Source organism: Streptomyces sp. 1222.5 (genome assembly GCF_900105245.1).
In the GTDB taxonomy this organism is placed as follows: Bacteria; Actinomycetota; Actinomycetes; order Streptomycetales; family Streptomycetaceae; genus Streptomyces; species Streptomyces albidocamelliae.
Map to the genome: position 1 here is coordinate 6,038,987 of NZ_FNSZ01000001.1, position 18,276 is coordinate 6,057,262.

Annotated in this window: 19 protein-coding genes; 8 read left to right on the forward strand and 11 right to left on the reverse strand. The window is 72.5% G+C overall.

Annotated features, from left to right (window positions below; translation table 11 throughout):
• Window positions 1-6 precede the first annotated feature (6 nt).
• Genes BLW57_RS27270 through efeO form a run of 4 tightly spaced genes read right to left on the reverse strand, consistent with a single transcriptional unit; the run spans window position 7 to window position 4,244 of the window.
• Entirely contained in the window at window positions 7-999 is a 993-nt protein-coding gene (locus BLW57_RS27270) for an SCO2278 family lipoprotein (RefSeq protein ID WP_093478095.1), read from the reverse strand.
• Entirely contained in the window at window positions 959-1,831 is an 873-nt protein-coding gene (gene efeU / locus BLW57_RS27275) for an iron uptake transporter permease EfeU (protein WP_093478097.1), read from the reverse strand. The genes BLW57_RS27270 and efeU overlap by 41 nt, the downstream gene beginning before the upstream one ends.
• A 3-nt stretch (window positions 1,832-1,834) precedes the next feature.
• Window positions 1,835-3,085: an iron uptake transporter deferrochelatase/peroxidase subunit gene (gene efeB / locus BLW57_RS27280; protein ID WP_093478098.1), complete on the reverse strand. Its 1,251-nt coding sequence runs from the start codon at window positions 3,083-3,085 to the stop codon at window positions 1,835-1,837.
• A gap of 22 nt (window positions 3,086-3,107) precedes the next feature.
• Window positions 3,108-4,244, reverse strand: coding sequence for an iron uptake system protein EfeO (gene efeO / locus BLW57_RS27285; protein WP_093478100.1), 1,137 nt, complete (start codon window positions 4,242-4,244; stop codon window positions 3,108-3,110).
• 240 nt (window positions 4,245-4,484) lie between these two features.
• Here efeO and BLW57_RS27290 point away from each other — a divergent pair, with 240 nt between their 5' ends.
• On the forward strand, window positions 4,485-5,129 hold the full coding sequence (locus BLW57_RS27290) for a PhzF family phenazine biosynthesis protein (RefSeq protein WP_093478101.1): 645 nt from the start codon (window positions 4,485-4,487) through the stop codon (window positions 5,127-5,129).
• Between the two features lie 116 nt (window positions 5,130-5,245).
• Window positions 5,246-5,443 carry a hypothetical protein gene (locus BLW57_RS27295; protein WP_093478103.1) on the forward strand — a complete coding sequence of 66 codons (198 nt, stop codon included), beginning with the start codon at window positions 5,246-5,248 and terminating at the stop codon, window positions 5,441-5,443.
• 72 nt (window positions 5,444-5,515) lie between these two features.
• Here the strand turns inward: BLW57_RS27295 and BLW57_RS27300 are convergent, their stop codons facing one another.
• On the reverse strand, window positions 5,516-6,163 hold the full coding sequence (locus tag BLW57_RS27300; protein ID WP_093478104.1) for a biliverdin-producing heme oxygenase: 648 nt from the start codon (window positions 6,161-6,163) through the stop codon (window positions 5,516-5,518).
• Between the two features lie 162 nt (window positions 6,164-6,325).
• Window positions 6,326-7,183 carry a type I methionyl aminopeptidase gene (gene map / locus BLW57_RS27305; RefSeq protein ID WP_093478106.1) on the reverse strand — a complete coding sequence of 286 codons (858 nt, stop codon included), beginning with the start codon at window positions 7,181-7,183 and terminating at the stop codon, window positions 6,326-6,328.
• Between the two features lie 58 nt (window positions 7,184-7,241).
• On the opposite strand from map, the gene BLW57_RS27310 reads away from it, so the two are divergent.
• A complete protein-coding gene (locus BLW57_RS27310; RefSeq protein WP_176985739.1) occupies window positions 7,242-7,475 on the forward strand; it encodes a hypothetical protein in 234 nt (77 codons plus the stop codon).
• Between the two features lie 50 nt (window positions 7,476-7,525).
• Here the strand turns inward: BLW57_RS27310 and BLW57_RS27315 are convergent, their stop codons facing one another.
• Both BLW57_RS27315 and BLW57_RS27320 read right to left on the reverse strand, forming a co-directional pair.
• Complete coding sequence (locus tag BLW57_RS27315) at window positions 7,526-8,800, reverse strand: MFS transporter (RefSeq protein WP_093478107.1); 1,275 nt, start codon at window positions 8,798-8,800, stop codon at window positions 7,526-7,528.
• Between the two features lie 66 nt (window positions 8,801-8,866).
• Window positions 8,867-9,463: a hypothetical protein gene (locus BLW57_RS27320; protein ID WP_093478109.1), complete on the reverse strand. Its 597-nt coding sequence runs from the start codon at window positions 9,461-9,463 to the stop codon at window positions 8,867-8,869.
• A 109-nt stretch (window positions 9,464-9,572) separates the two neighbouring features.
• On the opposite strand from BLW57_RS27320, the gene BLW57_RS27325 reads away from it, so the two are divergent.
• The 3 genes from BLW57_RS27325 to BLW57_RS27335 are packed head-to-tail and all read left to right on the forward strand — an operon-like array spanning window position 9,573 to window position 11,655.
• Entirely contained in the window at window positions 9,573-10,646 is a 1,074-nt protein-coding gene (locus tag BLW57_RS27325; protein WP_093478110.1) for a sialidase family protein, read from the forward strand.
• Window positions 10,647-10,684: 38 nt separating this feature from the next.
• On the forward strand, window positions 10,685-11,389 hold the full coding sequence (gene npdG, locus BLW57_RS27330; RefSeq protein WP_093478112.1) for an NADPH-dependent F420 reductase: 705 nt from the start codon (window positions 10,685-10,687) through the stop codon (window positions 11,387-11,389).
• A gap of 26 nt (window positions 11,390-11,415) precedes the next feature.
• On the forward strand, window positions 11,416-11,655 hold the full coding sequence (locus tag BLW57_RS27335; RefSeq protein ID WP_093478113.1) for a hypothetical protein: 240 nt from the start codon (window positions 11,416-11,418) through the stop codon (window positions 11,653-11,655).
• On the opposite strand, the gene BLW57_RS27340 is transcribed toward BLW57_RS27335, so the two are convergent.
• Window positions 11,645-12,445, reverse strand: coding sequence for a site-2 protease family protein (locus BLW57_RS27340; RefSeq protein ID WP_093478115.1), 801 nt, complete (start codon window positions 12,443-12,445; stop codon window positions 11,645-11,647). The genes BLW57_RS27335 and BLW57_RS27340 overlap by 11 nt on opposite strands.
• A 107-nt stretch (window positions 12,446-12,552) precedes the next feature.
• Between BLW57_RS27340 and BLW57_RS27345 the strand changes: the two genes are divergently transcribed.
• Window positions 12,553-13,065 carry a DUF6578 domain-containing protein gene (locus tag BLW57_RS27345; protein ID WP_256339603.1) on the forward strand — a complete coding sequence of 171 codons (513 nt, stop codon included), beginning with the start codon at window positions 12,553-12,555 and terminating at the stop codon, window positions 13,063-13,065.
• A 14-nt stretch (window positions 13,066-13,079) separates the two neighbouring features.
• Window positions 13,080-16,343, forward strand: coding sequence for an AfsR/SARP family transcriptional regulator (locus BLW57_RS27350; RefSeq protein ID WP_093478116.1), 3,264 nt, complete (start codon window positions 13,080-13,082; stop codon window positions 16,341-16,343).
• A 13-nt stretch (window positions 16,344-16,356) separates the two neighbouring features.
• Here the strand turns inward: BLW57_RS27350 and BLW57_RS27355 are convergent, their stop codons facing one another.
• Together BLW57_RS27355 and BLW57_RS27360 are read right to left on the reverse strand one after the other, a co-directional pair.
• Entirely contained in the window at window positions 16,357-17,187 is an 831-nt protein-coding gene (locus tag BLW57_RS27355; RefSeq protein ID WP_176985740.1) for an ABC transporter permease, read from the reverse strand.
• Window positions 17,184-18,209: an ATP-binding cassette domain-containing protein gene (locus BLW57_RS27360; RefSeq protein WP_176985741.1), complete on the reverse strand. Its 1,026-nt coding sequence runs from the start codon at window positions 18,207-18,209 to the stop codon at window positions 17,184-17,186. Before BLW57_RS27360 ends, BLW57_RS27355 begins: the two co-directional genes overlap by 4 nt.
• Between the last annotated feature and the right edge of the window lie 67 nt (window positions 18,210-18,276).

The window sequence follows — 18,276 nt, forward strand, 5'->3', positions numbered from 1 at the left end:
GCCGGGTCACTCGCCCTCGGCGGCCGTCAGCCCCTGCACCCGCCCCAGCACCTGCACCGGAGCGCTGCCGACCGGGTCCACGGCGACCTGGTTGGCGATGGACTCCAGCGTCAGGGACTGCTTCACCTCGCCCTTGGTCAGGGCCCGCACGTCCTTGTTCGGGGCGGGCACCGCGGCCCCCGCGGCGGCGGTCTGCTTCTCGTAGTGGTGGGTGCTGAAGAACACCAGCGCCCCGCCGTCCGCGGTGCGCAGCGCCAGCGGCGCGTAGTCGCCGTGGGTGAGCGGCTCGTCGATGAACTGCCGTACCAGGCCGGGCCTCTTGGCCGCCTTCCTGCGGTCCGCGCGCAGTCCGCTGGTGTTGCGGCCGTCCGCGAAACCCTTCCCGCCGGTCTGCAGGAACGCCGTGTACGTCCGGCTCAACTCCTGCGGCGGGACGGCCAGCCGCGCGGCGTCGGCCGGCACGGCCTCGGCCCAGCCGTCCCCGTCCGTGGTGAACTTCGGCACGGAACCGGGTGCGGCCAGCGTCAGATACGCCACCCGCCAGCGCTCGCCGAGGCCGTCCCGGGTGAACACCAGCAGCCAGCGGAAGTCGCCGCCCTTGTTGCCGCGGGCGTCGGCGACGAACCAGCGGGGCCAGCCGGCCTTCCGGGGAATCGTGAACTTCGCGTCGGTCAGCTTCAGCGGCGTGTGGTTCGCGTTGCCCGAAGGGCTGTTGGCGTGGCCCGCCTTGAGCCGCGCGGCGTCGATGTCGGCCAGGGGGCCGGTGACGTAGGGCGCGTCCAGGGAGCTGTCGTAGGCCTTGTCGGCCTTGTTGTAGGCGTCGGTGAAAGCGGCGAGCGCCTTGGCGGCCTCGGCGCGCGTGGCGGCGGGAAGCCTCACCCGCTCCCCGTGCACCACGACGCATCCACTCGCCGTCAGCGACAAAGCGGTCAGCGAGGCCGCTATGAGTGCGTTCCGGCTACGCCTGCGAAGCCGTCGACGGCTGCGTTCCCTGGTCATCGGGCTCCTTCACCTTCCCCTTCCCGGAGGCGAACCCTACCGGGGCGAAGAAGATCGCGAGCGTCGGGACCAGGTACAGCAGCCACACCGTGACCTGGACGACCGTCGGGTCGGGCTGGAAGTTGAGGACGCCCTTGAGCAGCGTGCCGTACCAGCTGTCCGGCGGGATCGCGCCGCTGATGTCGAAGGCCAGCTTGTTGATGCCCGGGATCCAGCCGGCCTCCTGGAGGTCGTGGAAGCCGTACGCCAGCACGCCCGCGGCGACCACGACCAGCATGGCGCCGGTCCAGGTGAAGAACTTGGCCAGGTTGATCTTCAGGGCGCCGCGGTAGAACAGCCAGCCCAGGAGCACCGCCGTGGCGAGGCCGAGGGCCACGCCGACCAGCGGGCGCGGGGTGCCGTCGGAGGCCGCGTGCACCGACGCCCACACGAACAGGGCGGTCTCCAGGCCCTCCCGGCCGACGGCGAGGAACGCGGTGGCGACGAGCGCGCCCGTCCCCATGGCGAGGGCCGCGTCCAGCTTGCCGTGCAGCTCCGACTTCAGGTGCCGGGCGGTGCGCCGCATCCAGAACACCATCCAGGTCACCAGGCAGACGGCGATCACGGACAGCGAGCCGCCGAGCGCCTCCTGCGCCTGGAACGTCAGTTCCTGGGAGCCGAATTCGAGGGCGCAGCCGAAGCCCATCGCGATGGCGATCGCGATGCCGATGCCGATCCAGATCGGCCGCAGGGCGTCCTTGCGGCCGGTCTTGACCAGATAGGCGATCAGGATGCAGACGACGAGCGAGGCCTCCAGCCCCTCGCGCAGACCGATCAGGTAGTTGGAGAACACGGGCTACGCCTCCTTCGAGAACAGCGTGCGGCCCCACCAGTCGCCGGAGTCCCGGACGCCGGGGGGAACCGCGAAGACCGCCGAACCCACGTGCTGGATGTACTCGTTGAGCGCGTCCGTCGCCGACAGCCTGCGCTGCAGGGGGATGAAGCCCTTGCGCACGTCGCGCTGGTAGGCGAGGAAGAACAGGCCCGCGTCGAGCCGGCCGAGGCCGTCGGTGCCGTCGGTGAAGGAGTAGCCCCGGCGCAGGATCGTGACCCCGTCGTTGGAGTCGGGGTGGGCGAGCCGCACGTGCGCGTCCGGCTTCATCGCCTTCAGGAACGGCTCGTCGTGCTCCTTGGCCTTGCCGACGGCGGCGCCCTCGCGTTTGTCACGCCCGAAGACGTCCTCCTGCTCCTGCAGCGAGGTGCGGTCCCAGGTCTCGATGTTCATCCGGATGCGGCGGGCGACCAGGTACGAGCCGCCGGTCATCCAGTCCGTGCCGTCACCGTCGCCGACCCACACGAACTTCTTGAGCCGGTCGGTCTCGGTGCCCGCGATGTTGCGGGTGCCGTCCTTGAAGCCCATCAGGTTGCGCGGGGTCTGAGCGTCGGGGGTGGTCGAGGAGGTCTTGCCGAAGCCCAGCTGCGACCAGCGGACGGCGACCTTGCCGAAGCCGATGCGGGCGAGGTTGCGGATGGCGTGCACGGCGACCTGCGGGTCGTCGGCGCAGGCCTGGACGCACAGGTCGCCGCCGGTGCGGGACCGGTCCAGGTTGTCGCCGGGGAACTGCGGCAGGTCCACCAGGGCCTCGGGGCGCCGGTCGTGCAGACCGAACTTCTCGAAGAAGGAGGGCCCGAAGCCGATGGTGAGGGTCAGCCGGCTGGGCTTGAGGCCCAGGGCCTCGCCGGTGTCGTCCGGGGGCGCCTCGGCGAGCCCGCCGTAGGCACCGTCGCCGACCGCCTTGCCCGCGGTCATCCGCCGGGCCGCCGCCGTCCAGTCCTTCAGCAGCTGGACGAAGGCGTCGCGGTCGTCGGTCTTCACGTCGAACGTGGCGAAGTGCAGCCGGTCCTGGACGGGGGTGGCGATGCCCGCCTGGTGGGCGCCGTGGAACTCCACCGCGCCGCCGGCCTCGGCCGCCGCCGGGTCCATGTCGTTGCCGGCTTCGGCCATCGCGACCGCACCGCCGGCCACGGCGGCGCCGAGCGCGAGCCCGGCCCCGCCCCAGCCGAGCAGTGCCCGGCGCGAAGGGCTGCCGCCCTGGTTCTCCGTCATCGCTTCGCCCTCCCTGACCCGGTTACTTCACGACCGCCGCGGCGAGCTTGGACAGCGGCTCCGCGAGCGCGTTCACCGAGTCCTGCAGCTCCTTGCGCTGGGCCCCGGTGACCTTGTCGTAGGAGACGAAGTCGTACGAGGTCTTGTCCGAGCGGTACTTGTCCAGCAGGCCGTTCAGCGCCGTGAACTGCTTGTCCAGCTCGCCGGTCAGCGCCGGGTCGTTCTTGGTGACGACGGGCTTCAGCAGCTCGTAGGCCTTCTGCGCGCCCTCGACGTTGCCCTTGAAGTCGACCAGGTCGGTGTGCGAGTAGCGGTCCTCCTCGCCGGTGACCTTGCCGGTGGCCACCTCGTCCAGCAGCTCCTTGGCACCGTTGGCCATGGAGGTCGGGGTGATCTCGGCCTTGCCGACCCGCTTCTGCCAGTCCTTGAGGTCGGTCACCAGCTGGTCGGCGAGGGTCTTCTCCTCGGCGCCGATCTTCTTGTCCTGCCAGAGGGCCTTCTCCAGCCGGTGCCAGCCGGTCCACTTCTGGCCCTTCTCCAGGCCGTCGGCGCGGGTGTCGGTCTTCGGGTCGATGTCACCGAAGGACTCGGCGACCGGCTCGGTGCGCTCCCAGCCCAGACGCGAGGGGGCGTAGGCCTTCTTGGCGGCCTCCAGGTCGCCGGCCTTGATCGCCTCGGCGAACTTCTCGGCGAGCGGCACCGTCTGGTCGGCCTGGTCCTGGGCGTACTGGCGGTAGCCGGCGACGGCCTGGTCGAGCTTGGGGTCGCGCTTCGCGGTCCTGCCGGAGCCGGTCACGGTCAGCTTCTGCCGGACGCCGTGGCCCTTCATGCCGGGGCGGCAGGCGATCTCGTACGAACCGGCCTTCACCTCGGCGGTCAGCGTGTACTTGGTGCCGGGGCCGATGTTCTCCTTCTCGGAGACGATCCGGTCGTCGGGGAAGACGATCTCGACCTCGGTGGCCTTGGACCCCTTGTTCTCTATCTTCAGCGTGACGTGCCCGGCCGGCACGGTCTTGCTGGAGGTCTCGCACTTGCTGTCCGCGGCGGTGACCTGGATGGCGTCGCCGTCCTTGGCGTCGCTCTTGGCGGTGCAGGCCGAGAGGGCGGTCAGAGCGGCCGTGGTGACGGCGGCGGTGACGGTCAGTCGGACGGCTCGCATGCAGGCTCCAAGAGGATCTGATTCGGTGAGGCTGCCCTAACTTACATGAGGCTTACCTCACCACTACCCACGGGGGTGGTGATTCAGCTCTCACGGAAAATCACAGACACGGCTTGGTTGCGGCGGCTCAAAGCCGACGCCACAGGGGGGCAAAGGGACGGTCGAAGGGACGGTCCAAGGGGCCGTCCCGTCGCCGAGTTCCTCGGGCGCCCGCGCGGGCCACGATGTTTGAATGCACCGGTGACTGACTACGACGTACTCCGCGTCTTCTGCGGACCGAACGGCGGCTACGGCAACGAGCTGGGCGTCGTCCGCGACGGCTCGGTGCTGCCCGAGCGGGGGGACCGGCAGGAGCTGGCCGCCAAGCTCGGCTTCAGCGAGACCGTGTTCGTGGACGACCCCGAGCGCGGGCTGATCGACATCTACACCCCCACGCTGCGCCTGCCCTTCGCCGGTCACCCCTGCGTCGGCACCGCCTGGCTGCTCGACGTGCCCGAACTGGTCACCCCCGCGGGAGTGGTCGGGGCCCGTCTCGACGGCGAGTTCAGCTGGATCGAGGCCCGCGCGGAGTGGGCCCCGCCGCGCACCCTGCGCCGGTACGCGAGCGCCGCCGAGGTCGACGCGCTCGACGTGCCGCCGCCGGGGGAGTGGCTCTACGCCTGGGCCTGGGAGGACGAGGCGGCCGGCCGGGTCCGCGCCCGCGCCTTCCCCGGCCGGGACGACGGCATCGACGAGGACGAGGCGACCGGCGCCGCCGCCCTGCTGCTCACCGACCGGCTCGGCCGGGCGCTGAACATCACCCAGGGCAGGGGTTCGCAGATCCTCACCGCTCCCCAGCCGCACGGCTGGATCGAGGTCGGCGGCCGGGTCCACCTGGAGCGCTGACCGGCACCGGCGCCCGGGTGATCGTGCGGGGCTCCGTTCGGGTGGACCCGCGTGTGCGCGCCGTGTCGAACGGGGACCTCTGGGCATGACCACATAGCCTCCCCGAGAGGAGCACCATGCGCATCCGTTCTGTCCTGGCCGCGACCGTCCTCGCCGCCGCGCTTGCCGCCACCGGCGCGACGGCGGCCGGCGCCGCCGGTCTCGACACCCGGGAAGACGACGACGCCGTCTGCAGCCCGTACGCCGGCGAACTCACCTCCGCCACCAACCACGTGGCCTGGAGCGGCGCCCACTGCAGCGACTACCTGCGCTGACCCGGGCCCGGCCCCCCTCCCACGCGCCCTTCGCGCCGAGGGGGGCCCGGTCGCTTTCGGTCGTTCGGCGGTTCACGCGGACAGCGTGAACTCCTCGCCCAGGGCCCGGAAGACGGCGGTGTTCAGCGCGAACGCCCGCTTGCACTCGCCCACGACCCGCTGCCGCTCCAGGTCGTCCACCCCTATCGCGTCCAGCAGCTCCCGGTAACCGCGCTTGAACGCCGCCGGGTTGGCGATCTCCTCGAAGACGTAGAAGCGGACGCCGTCGCCCTTCCTGGCGAACCCCCAGGTCCTCTCCGCCCGGTCACGGATGATCTGACCGCCCGACAGGTCGCCCAGGTAGCGCGTGTAGTGGTGGGCGACGTAACCGCCGGGCCAGCGCTCCGCGCACTCGCGCACCCGGTCCGCGTACGCCCGCGTCGCCGGCAGGGCGCTCAGGCCCGCCCGCCACCCGGGGCCGCGCAAATGCGCCAGGTCCCGCTCCAGCGCGGGCAGCCGCAGCAGTTCCGGCCGGACGAACGGCCCGGCCACCGCGTCGGCCGTCAGGTGCTCGGCCGCGCTCTCCAGCGCCTCGTACACGAACCAGAGCTGTTCGGTGTAGCGGGCGTACGCGTCCACGCCGAGCCGGCCGCCCAGCAGGTCGCTCATGAACGTCGAGTTCTCCGCCTCCACGTGCTGTGTGTGCGACGCGGTGCGGATGAGGGACGAGAAGGAGTCCATGAGCACATCCTCTGAGGTAAGCCTTACCTAAGTCAACGTCGTTCCCGACCTAGTGTCGGTAACTTTGCCGACAGCGTGTCGGTAAAAGCCTACAAGAGAAGGCCCGCCCCCGGCAGGGAGCGGGCTCCGCCCGGGTCGGGCCAGGTCGGGGGCCGGGTCGGGTCAGGGGAGGGTCAGGATCTCCGCGCCCGTCTCCGTCACCACCAGCGTGTGCTCGAACTGGGCCGTCCGCCTGCGGTCCTTCGTCACGACCGTCCAGCCGTCGTCCCACATGTCGTACTCGTAGGAGCCCAGGGTGAGCATCGGCTCGATCGTGAACGTCATGCCCGGCTGCATGACCGTCGTGGCGTGCGGGCTGTCGTAGTGCGGGATGATCAGCCCCGAGTGGAAGGACGAGTTGATGCCGTGACCGGTGAAGTCACGGACGACGCCGTAACCGAAACGCTTGGCGTACGACTCGATGACCCGGCCGATGACGTTGATCTGCCGGCCGGGCTTCACGGCCTTGATCGCGCGGTCGAGGGACTCGCGGGTGCGCTCCACCAGCAGCCGGGACTCGTCGTCCACGTCGCCGACGAGATAGGTGGCGTTGTTGTCGCCGTGCACACCGCCGATGTACGCGGTCACGTCCAGGTTGACGATGTCACCGTCCCGCAGGACCGTCGAGTCCGGGATGCCGTGGCAGATGACCTCGTTCACCGAGGTGCACAGCGACTTCGGGAAACCGCGGTAGCCGAGCGTGGACGGGTAGGCCCCGTGGTCGCACATGTAGTCGTGGGCGACCTTGTCCAGCTGGTCCGTGGTGACGCCCGGCGCGATGATCCTGGCGGCCTCCTCCATCGCCCGCGCGGCGATGCGGCCCGCGGTCCGCATGGCCTCCACGGTCTCCGGGGTCTGCACCTCCGGCCCGGTGTACGGCGTCGGCGCGGGCTTGCCGACGTACTCGGGCCGGCGGATGTTTCCGGGCACGGAACGGGTGGGGGACAGCTCCCCTGGTACGAGCAGCGACTGGCCAGACATGCCAGCGAGTCTATCCAGCGGACATGGGGGAACATGTCGGTGGCGAGAGGAGCTGTCCATGGCCCTGTTCAAGAAGCGCACCGCCGGCAAGCCGGGCGAGTGGTACTACTGCCTGGAGCACAAGAAGGTCGAGGAGGGCCCGGACTGCCCGGGCAAGGACCGCTTCGGGCCGTACGCCAGCCCGGAGGAGGCGCGGCACGCGATGGAGACCGCCGCCGAGCGCAACCTGCAGTGGGAGAACGACCCGCGGTGGCACGACGCCTCCGCCGGGGGGAACGCCGACGAGAACTGATCCCGCCCCGCGCGCCCGTCCGCCCGTCCGCGGTGGCGGACGGGCCCCGATCACACCTCGGCGGCGGCGGCGGCGCGCCGCTCGCGCATCCGTACGGCGTGGGCGTTCGTCCGCGCGTCGTAGGACATGAGGCCGGGCAGGCCGAGCGCCAGCAGGCCCATCACGCCCGCGCAGGCCAGTCCGCCGGACCATACCGACGTCCGCACCCCGGCCCAGGCGGCGAGCCCGCCCGCCCGCACCTGACCCAGCTGCGGGCCGACCGAGTACGAGAGCAGTTCGATCCCGGCGAGCCGGCCGCGCAACTCGTCCGGGATCGTCTGGTTCCACATGGCCGCCCGGAAGACCCCGCTCACCATGTCGAAGCCGCCGCCGACGGTGAGGAGGAGCAGGACGAGCCAGACGTTGCCGCAGATCCCGGCCGCGGCGACCGCCAGCCCCCAGCCGGCCGCCGAGAGCACCACCATGAGCCCGTGCCGGTGCACCCGTGAGGTCCAGCCGCTGGTCAGGCTGACCACCAGGGCCCCGGCCGGCAGGGCGGCGTACATCAGCCCGAGCGACCACTCGGCGTGCAGCTCGTCGGCGAGGAACGGCAGCACGGCGAGCGGCATGGCCAGGAACATCGCCGCCAGGTCGACGACGTAGGTGCCGAGGAGTTCCTTGCGGCTCCACGCGTACCGGGCGCCCTCCGCGACGGCCCGCAGATTCGGCTTCGCCGCCTCGTGGGAGGCGGGGGAGGGGGCGATCCGCAGGATGAACGCCAGCGACACGGCGAACGTCAGGAGATCGGCCGCGTACGCCCAGCCCAGGCCCGCGTAGGCGACGACCACACCCGCGAGCGCCGGTCCGGCGACCCCGCCGACGGTCCAGCGCAGCGAGTTCAGCGAGGCGGCGGCCGGCATGTCGTCGTGGGCGACGATCCGGGGCCACAGCGAGTCCAGGGCGGGGCGCTGGACGGAGACCAGCGCGGAGGAGAGCGCGGCGACCGCGTACAGCGGCCACACCGCGGGCCCCGGGAGCAGGGCGTTGACCAGCAGGACCGCGCTGAGCAGGCCCTGGCCCAGCTCCGTCCACACGATGAGCCCGCGCTTGTCGAGGGCGTCGGCGAGCGCACCGCCGTAGAGCCCGCACACGACGAGCGGCAGCAGTTCCACGGCGCCGACCGCACCCACGGCCGCCGCGGACCCCGTCAGCTCCTTCAGCTGGACGGGGAGCGCGACGAAGGTCAGGAAACTGCCGAAATTGCTGATCAGTCCTGACTTCCAGAGCCGCCGGAAGTCCGCGGAGGCCTTCCAGGGGGACAGATCGGGGAGGAGAGCTCGGGTCACCGGTGCATGCTCGGACGGCCGGGACCGCCGGGCAACCGCTTTTTCCCCGCACGGGGCCCGGATCCGTCACCAGGGGGCGGGGGGCGGGGCCGTCAGGATCTCCGCCAGCCGCGACAGCCGGTCGCGCAGGCCCCGGCCGGGCCGCGGGGAGCCCGCGTTCTCGCCCGCCGCCGCGCTGACCAGGTGCTGCACAGTGTCCAGGTCCAGTTCCGCGCCCTCCGGCACGGCCAGCGTGTCGTGCGCCATCGCCGCGAGCTCGCCGCCGCCCGCGCCCAGCGCCAGCACCGTCACCCCGGCCCGCCGGGCGTCGTGCACCCGCTCCAGCAGCGCGGCCGGCTCCTCGGGTGCCACGACCAGCAGGGTCTCCCCGCGCCGCGCCGCCGCGATCCGGCCCGGCCCGACCGCCAGGTGCGCGGGGTCCGACGGGCGTGCGTGATGGCGGACGAGGGTGGGCGCCAGCTCGGGCGTACCCGACCAGGCCGCCTCGTCCACCAGGTGCGCCGCCAGGTGCCAGGGCTCGTGGTCGGGCGTGCCCACCAGCAGCAGCCCACCGCCGTGCGCGACCACCGATCCGCGCAGCACCCCCGCGAACCGCCGGGTGGCGCCGAGCCACTCGGTTCCGGCCAGCACTTCCCGCAGCAACGCGACCCGTACGGCGTCCATGTGACCGCATACTGCCGCAACCGGCCGTTTGTGACGTGGAGTTCACCCCGAATTCGCCCGAACCGGGGATGGGGGACGAACCGTTGCCGTACGTGTGAGGAGCCGCCCGATGACCGACGTGACCGTCCCCTTCCGCGCGGGCCGCGAGGGATACGCGAGCTTCCGCATCCCCGCGGTCGTCGCCACCGGCGCCGGGACCCTCCTCGCCTTCTGCGAGGGCCGCGTGGACTCCGCCGCCGACCACGGGCACATCGACATCGTGCTGAAGCGCTCCACCGACGGCGGACGCACCTGGGGCCCGCTGCGGGTCGCCGCGAGCAACGGCCGGAACCTCGCCGGCAACCCCGCTCCCGTCGTCCTGGACACCGGCCGCGTCCTGCTCGTGCACGTCCGGGCCGCGGCCGGCGCCACCGAGGCCGCCATCCTGCGCGGACAGGTGAAGGACGCCGACGGACGCCGGGTGTGGGTGCAGCACAGCGACGACGACGGCGTCACCTGGTCCGCGCCCAAGGAGATCACCGCCCGCGTGAAGAAGCCCGGCTGGCGCTGGTACGCCACCACCCCCGGGCACGCGCTCCAACTGCGCTCCGGCCGCGTCCTCGTCCCGGCCAACCACACCCTGCCGCCCACCGGCACCGACACCGGCGCGGAGGCGAAGTACAACAGCGGCCACTGCCTGCTCAGCGACGACCGCGGCGCGAGCTGGTACCTCGGCTACCTGGACGAGAACACCGACGGATACGTCAACGTCAACGAGACCACCGCCGCCGAACTCCCCGACGGGCGTGTCTACTTCAACACCCGCAACGACTCTCCCGCGCCCGGCAACCGGGCCGACGCCCACTCCCGGGACGGCGGCAGGACCCTCGTCAAGCCCTTCCGTCCGCAGGCCGGCCTCGCCGCCCCGGTCTGCGAGGCGTCCGTCCTCCAGCTCCGCGACCCCGACCTGCTGCTGTTCTCCGGCCCGGCCGACCCCGCCGCCCGCGCCCTGATGACCCTGCGTGCCTCCACCGACGGCGGCACCACCTGGCGCCCGGCGCTCACCGTCGACGGGCTGCCCGCCGCCTACTCCGACCTGGTCCGCGTCGACCGGGACACGGTCGGGCTCCTGTACGAGACGGGAGACTTCGGCGCGTACGAGACGATCACCTTCCGCCGGCTCCCCGTGCACCGGCTGACCTGACCCGGTACGGGCCCGGACGCGGACGTAGAGTCGGGCCCATGACCTCTAGCGACAGCGCACAGAAGGCCCCCGCCAAGGACCCCTGGGACCTGCCCGACGTCTCCGGGTACGTCGTCGGCGTGCTGGGCGGCACCGGACCGCAGGGCAAGGGCCTCGCGTTCCGGCTCGCCCGGGCCGGCCAGAAGGTGATCATCGGCTCCCGGGCCGCCGAGCGCGCCCGGGCCGCCGCCGACGAGCTCGGCCACGGCGTCGAGGGCGCCGACAACGCCGAGACCGCGCGCCGCAGCGACATCGTGATCGTCGCCGTGCCGTGGGACGGCCACGGCGACACCCTGAAGTCGCTGCGCGAGGAGCTGGCCGGCAAGCTCGTCGTGGACTGCGTCAACCCGCTCGGCTTCGACAAGAAGGGCGCCTACGCGCTCAAGCCGGAGGAGGGCAGCGCCGCCGAGCAGGCCGCGGCCCTGCTGCCGGACTCGCGGGTCACCGCCGCCTTCCACCACCTGTCGGCCGTCCTGCTCCAGGACCCGGAGATCGAGCGGATCGACACCGACGTGATGGTGCTCGGCGAGGAGCGCGCCGACGTGGAGACCGTGCAGGCGCTCGCCGGGCGCGTCCCCGGCATGCGCGGCGTCTTCGCGGGCCGGCTGCGCAACGCCCACCAGGTCGAGTCGCTGGTGGCGAACCTGATCTCCGTCAACCGCCGGTACAAGGCGCACGCCGGGCTCCGCGTGACCGACGTGTGAGCCACGGGCGGGGCATCGGGGGGGGCATGGGGGACACTGGTCGTCGAAGCAGTGTCCCCCGCAAGGAGCCGAGCCCCATGCCCCGCATCGCCCTCTACACCCTCGCCGTCTGCGTCCTGGCCGTGGCCGCGGCGGTCGTCTCGTTCGTCCAGGGCAGCTGGCTGGGGATCGTCTGGGTGCTGCTGGCGGGCCTGTCGTCCAACATGACCTGGTACTACGTGAAGCGCGGCCGGGCCGGCGGGCAGGGCGGCTCGGTCACCGGCTGAGCGTGCAGATCTCCGGGGTGCCCTGCCAGAAGCGGTAGAGCTCCTGCCCGCAGTACTGGTCGAGCACGTCGATGCCCAGCCCGCGCAGGATCGTGTCGATCACGTCGAAGAACGCGCTGTTGACCGACGGCACCCACAGCAGCGCGAACACGAACAGCAGGCCGAACGGCGCGAACGGCTCCACCTGCCGCTTCACCCGGTACGACAGCCACGGCTCGATGACCCCGTAGCCGTCCAGACCCGGGACCGGCAGGAAGTTCAGGATCGCCGCCGTCACCTGGAGCAGCGCGAGGAACGCCAGCGCGTACCGGAATTCCCGGGGGACGCCGTCCAGCGCGTGCAGCCAGAAGGGCGCCGTGCACACCACCGCGAACAGGACGTTCGTCAGTGGGCCCGCCGCCGAGATCAGGCTGTGCCGCCAGCGGCCCCGGATGCGGCCGCGCTCGATGAACACCGCACCGCCCGGCAGACCGATACCGCCCATGATCACGAACAGCACCGGCAGCACGATGCTCAGCAGCGCGTGCGTGTACTTCAGCGGGTTCAGCGTGAGGTAGCCCTTCGCGCCGACCGTGATGTCCCCGCTGTGCAGGGCGGTGCGCGCGTGCGCGTACTCGTGCAGGCACAGGGAGACGATCCAGGCCGCGGTCACGAACAGGAACACCGCGATGCCCGGCTGTGCGGCGAACCCCGTCCACGTGGCCCAGCCGGTCACCGCCGTCACGGCCAGGATCCCCACGAACACGGGACTGACCCGTCGCTCGCCGTGGCGGGTGGTGGCGGTGGTCATGGGAGCTCCTGTCCGGGCGGGGACGATCGGGGACTGCGACCGTACCGGCCGCGGACACGTGGGGAAAACGTCTCGCGGTGGCCGCCAGGTTCCTGGAAGGTGAAGGGATGCCACGGATGAGGGTGTTCTACGAGGACTGGCAGATGGGATGCTGCGGCACACCGTTCGCGGTGGGCGACGAGGTCGCGTGGCGGCTGGTGCCCTACCGCAGGAAGGACCGCCGCAGGAACGCCGGGCACGGCGCCGAGGCGTGGGTGGAGAACCACGGCGGACCCGACCGGGCGACCACCGGCCGCGTGCACGCCATCGAACTGGTGCACCAGGAGTACCTGGCCCGGCACGATCCGCTCGCCGTCGCCCGTCCCGAGCCGGAACCCGGCACGGTGGTCCTGCGGCCTGCCGGACGGGCTCTCGAGGAGGTCCCGGACGGCCGGACGCTGGAGCCCGTCGACGCCTGCCCGAAGTGGTTCGAGGAGGACGAGGAGCCGCCGCCGCGCCAAGTGCCGTACCGGGTCCGCCGTACCGTGGGTGCCCTCGTCACCCTCGACGCCACGGGATCCGTGGACCTCCCCCGGCCGACCCTCGACGCCACGCCGGACGAACCCGGTGACCGCCCCTGACCGCTCCGGAGACAATGGACCCCGTGCGCTATCGCCTGCTCGGCACCACCCAGGCCGTCCGCCCCGACGGCACGCCCGTCCCGGTCGGCGGGGCACGTCTGCGTGCCCTGCTGAGCGTGCTCGCGCTCCGGGCCGGACGGACCGTCCCGGTCACCGTCCTGGTCGACGAGGTGTGGGACACCGACCCGCCCGCCGACGCCGGCGGCGCGCTCCAGGCGCTCGTCGGCCGGCTGCGGCGGGTCCTCGGCGCGGACGCCGTCGCCTCCGTGGACGGCGGCTACCGGCTCACCGCCGCGCCCGACGACGTCGACCTCACCCGCTTCGACCGGCTGACCGGCGACGGCCTGCGCGCCCTCGCCGACGGCGACCCCGCCAAGGCCGCCGTCGTCCTCGACGACGCCCTCGCCCTGTGGCACGGCCCGGTCCTCGCCGACCTGCCCGGCCACACCGCCGAGGCGGCCCGCTGGGAGACCCGCCGCCTCGACGCCCTGCGCGCCCGGCACACGGCCGCCCTCGCCCTCGGGCAGGCCGAGCAGTCGCTGCCCGAGCTGACCGCCCTGTGCGACGGTCACCCGCTGGACGAGCCGCTGCAGGTGCTGCGGCTGCGCGCCCTGCGGGACGCCAGCCGCCCGGCCCAGGCACTCGCCGGCTACGAGGACGTACGACGGCTGCTCGCGGACCGGCTCGGCTCCGACCCCGGACCCGAACTGCGCGCGCTGCACACCGAGTTGCTGAACGAGACGCCCCCCGAGCCGGCCGCGGCACCGGGGGCGCGGCCCGGCAACCTGCCCGCCCGCCTCACCTCCTTCGTCGGCCGGGAACCCGACATCGAGGCCATCGGCGCCGACCTCGCCGCGGCCCGCCTCGTCACCCTGCTCGGGCCCGGCGGCGCCGGGAAGACCCGGCTCTCCCAGGAGGCCGCCGAGGCGGTGCGGCACACCGTCCGGGACGGGGTGTGGCTGGCCGAGCTCGCGCCCGTGGACGATCCGGAGGCCGTGGCGCAGGCCGTGCTCACCGCGATCGGCGCCCGCGAGACCGTGCTGCACGGCGCGGGCGCCGACACCATGCGCGCCGTCTCCGACCGGCACGACGACCCCCTCGAACGGCTCGTGGAGCACTGCGCCCGGCGCCGAATGCTGATCATCCTCGACAACTGCGAGCACGTCGTCGAGGCCGCCGCGCGGCTGACCGACCGGCTGCTGGCCCGCTGCCCCGACCTGACCGTCCTCGCCACCAGCCGCGAACCCCTCGGGGTACCCGGTGAGCTGGTGCGCCCCGTGGAGCCGCTGCCCGAGCCCGTCGCGCTGCGGCTGCTCGCCGAGCGCGGAGCGGCCGCCCGGCCCGGATTCCTCGTCGAGGACGACCCCGAGGCGTGCGCCGAGATCTGCCGGCGCCTCGACGGACTGCCCCTCGCCATCGAACTCGCTGCGGCCCGCTTCCGCATGCTCACCCCCCGGCAGATAGCCGACCGGCTCGACGACCGCTTCCGGCTCCTCACCTCCGGCAGCCGCACCCTGCTGCCCCGCCAGCAGACCCTCCGTGCCGTCGTGGACTGGTCCTGGGACCTGCTGGACGCGGACGAACGCGAGGTGCTCGCCCGGCTGTCCGTCTTCGCCGGCGGCTGCGACCTCGCCGCCGCCGAGGCCGTGTGCGGCCCGGTCGCCCTGGACGCGCTCGGCTCCCTGGTCGACAAGTCCCTGGTGGTGGCCGCCCCCACGGCCCGGGGCGGGATGCGCTACCGGCTCCTGGAGACCGTCGCCGAGTACGCCTCCGAACGGCTCGACGAGGCCGGGCAGCGCACCGGTGCCGAGCGCGCCCACCTCACGTACTACCGCGAACTCGCCCGCACCACCGACCCGTTGCTGCGCGGACCCGAACAGCGCACCGCCATCGACCGGATCCAGACGGAGTACGAGAACCTGCGCACCGCCCTGCGGCACGCCGTCGCCCTGCGCGACGAGCAGGAGGCGCTGTGCCTGACGCTGTCCCTCCAGTGGTTCTGGCAGATGCGCGACCAGCGCCTCGAAGTACGCGCCTGGTGCAAGGAGGTGATGCCGCTCGGCCCCGACCCGTTCACCGAACCCGTCCGTCGCGCCCGCCCGGTGTGGCGGCGCACCACCGACACCCCGCCGCCCTACGAGGGCGAGGTCCTGCTGGAGGCCCGGCGCGGTGTCCACTTGGCCCATCTCGCCATGATGGACACCGAGATGGAGGCCTGGCAGACCCCCGAGGCGAGGGCCAAGCTCCGCGTCATCACCCAGGTCTACGAGCCGGGCCTGCCGCAGACCTGCCGGGCCCCGGGCATGCTGTGGTTCTTCGCCGAGATGCTGACCAACGGCATGGAACGGCTGCGGGTCATCATCGACGCGGCCGTGCGGACCTGCCGGGACACCCCGGGCTACGAGTGGGAGCTGGCCGGCGCCCTGCAGATGCGCGCCAACCTCCTCGCCAACCGCACCGCCTGGGCCGGCGACGCCACCCGCGACGCGGACGAGGCCCTGCAGATGTACCGCCGCCTCGGCGACGACTGGGGCACCGCGGAGGCGCTGTCCGCCCGCGGGGAGGCCCGCGAGCGCAAGGGTGCCTTCGGTGAGGCCGCCGCCGACTACCAGGCGGCCATCGACCACGCCGAACGCCTCGGCGCGCGCGCCCAGATGGCCGTTCTGCGCTCCCGCCTGGGCAGCGTGCTCATGGAGTCGGGCGAGCTGGAGCGCGGCGAACGCCTGCTGCGCGAGGTCATCGCCAGCCAGGACGGCATCCACAACGAGGCGATGCCCGCCGCCCGGCTGTTCCTCGCCTGCTGGCTCGGCCTGACCGGGCGGATCGGCGAGGGGCGGGAGCAACTCCGGTTGATACGCGAGGAGTTCAAGATCGCGCACTTCGTCGTGTTCGACGCGATCATCCTCGGCCAGGAGGCCTGGCTGGACGCCCTCGACGACCGGAGCGAGGAGGCGCTGCCCCGGCTGCGCAAGGCGCTCCGGCTCGCCACCGACCCGCTGTCCGAGGCCATCACCCCGCACATGAACTCCATCTGCCTCACCATCGCCGCGATGGCCCTGGCCCGCGTCGACGGGGGCGTCCGGGCCGCCGACGCGGCCCGCTGCCTGGCCGCCGCCGTGCGTTTCCTGCCGCCCGGCCACGGGCTGTCCGGGGTGGAGCGCAGGCTGTACGACATGACCGAGGCCCGGATCCGGGAGGAACTCGACGGCCCCGCGTACGAGGCCGCGTACGCCGAGGGCGGTGGCCTCTCCCTCGTGGAGGCCACCGCCCTGATCTGACCGTCCCGGCCGGTCAGGCCTTGGTGCGGAACTTGTGGATCGCGACCGGAGCCATGACCGCGGTGAGTCCCACCGACCAGATGAGGGTGACCCAGAGGTCGTGGGCGACCGGGCCGCCCTCCATCAGTCCCCGCGCGGTGTCGGCCAGGGCGGACAGCGGGTTGTAGTCGGTGAACGACTGGAGCCAGCCCGGCATCGACGTGGTCGGCGCGAAGATCGACGAGCCGAACTGGAGCGGCATCAGCACGAGGAAGCCCATGGCCTGCACCGACTGTGCGCTCTTCATCATCACGCCGAGGGTCAGGAACACCCACATCAGCGCCGAGCCGAACACCGCGGACAGGCCGATCGAGGCCAGCAGACCGGCCCAGTGCCTGATGTCGTAGCCCACGAGGACGGCGACCAGCATCAGCACGCAGGTCGCGAACAGCATCCGCATCATCTCCACCGCGATCTTCGCGAAGAGGACGGAGCCGCGCCCGATGGGCAGCGAGCGGAAGCGGTCCATGACACCGGAGTTGAAGTCCTGGTTGAAGCCGGTGCCCACGCCCTGGGCCATGTTCATGCCCATCATGGCCATGAGGCCGGGGATGACGTACTGGACGTACTGCTCCTGGCCGCCGCCCAGCGACTGCCCGATGGAGCCGCCGAAGACGTACACGAACAGCAGGGTGAAGACGACCGGGAACAGGATGGCGTCGAACATCGACTCCGGGTCCTGCCGGATCCACAGCAGGTTGCGGCGGATCAGCGCGCCGGTGTGCCGCAGATGGGCCCGCAGCGGGATCGGCGTGTCGGCCTTCGCGGTGGCCGCGGCGGCCGGGGACAGGGTGGCGGTGCTCATACGGCGACCTCCTGGCGGTCTTCGGCGGGCGCGGCGTCCTGCGGGGCACTGGCACGGTGGCCGGTGAGGGACAGGAACACCTCGTCCAGGCTGGGCAGCTCGGTGGTGATGGAGGAGAGCGTGATGCCGCGCGCGGTGACCGCGCCGACCACGGCGGTCAGCTGCTCGTCGCTGAGGATCGGCACCAGCAGCGTCCCGGTCTCGTTGTCCACGGTGGTGGTCGCGAGGCCGGTGATGCCCAGCTCGTCCAGCATCCCGGCGAGCGGCCGCAGCTGGAGCGGGTCCACCGGGCGCACCCTGAGGGTGCGGCCGCCGACGCGGGCCTTCAGCTCCTCGATGCCACCCTTGGCGATGACCTTGCCGCGGTCCACGACGGTGAGTTCGGAGGCGAGCTGCTCGGCCTCCTCCATGTACTGGGTGGTGAGCAGCACGGTGACGCCGTCGCCGACCATCGCCTTCACCTCGTCCCACACCTCGTTGCGGGTGCGGGGGTCGAGGCCGGTGGTCGGCTCGTCCAGGTACAGCACGGCGGGCCGGCCGATCATGGAGGCGGCGAGGTCCAGCCGCCGCCGCATACCGCCGGAGTACGTGCTCGCCGGGCGCCTGGCGGCCTCGGTGAGGGAGAACCGCTCCAGCAGTTCGTCGGCGCGGAGCCGGGCGTCCTTGCGGGACAGGTCCAGCAGCCGGCCGATCAGGTAGAGGTTCTCCCAGCCGGGCAGCTTCTCGTCCACGGAGGCGTACTGGCCGGTCAGGCCTATCACCCGGCGCAGCTGCCGGGGCTGCCGTACGACGTCGTAGCCGGCCACGACGGCCTCTCCGGCGTCGGGGGTGATCAGGGTGGACAGAATGCGCACGAGGGTGGTCTTGCCGGCGCCGTTCGGCCCGAGCACACCCATCACGGTGCCCTGCCGGACGTCCAGGTCGACTCCGTCCAGCGCCTTGGTCTCGCCGTAGTGCTTGACCAGCCCCCGTACGGTCACGGCGGGGCGCTCGCCGGCGGGGTTGTCATCGATTCGCGTCATGCCGAAGACGGTGCCAGGGCCCGCCGACAAACCGCCGACAGCCGGCCGACACCCCACCGACAGCCCG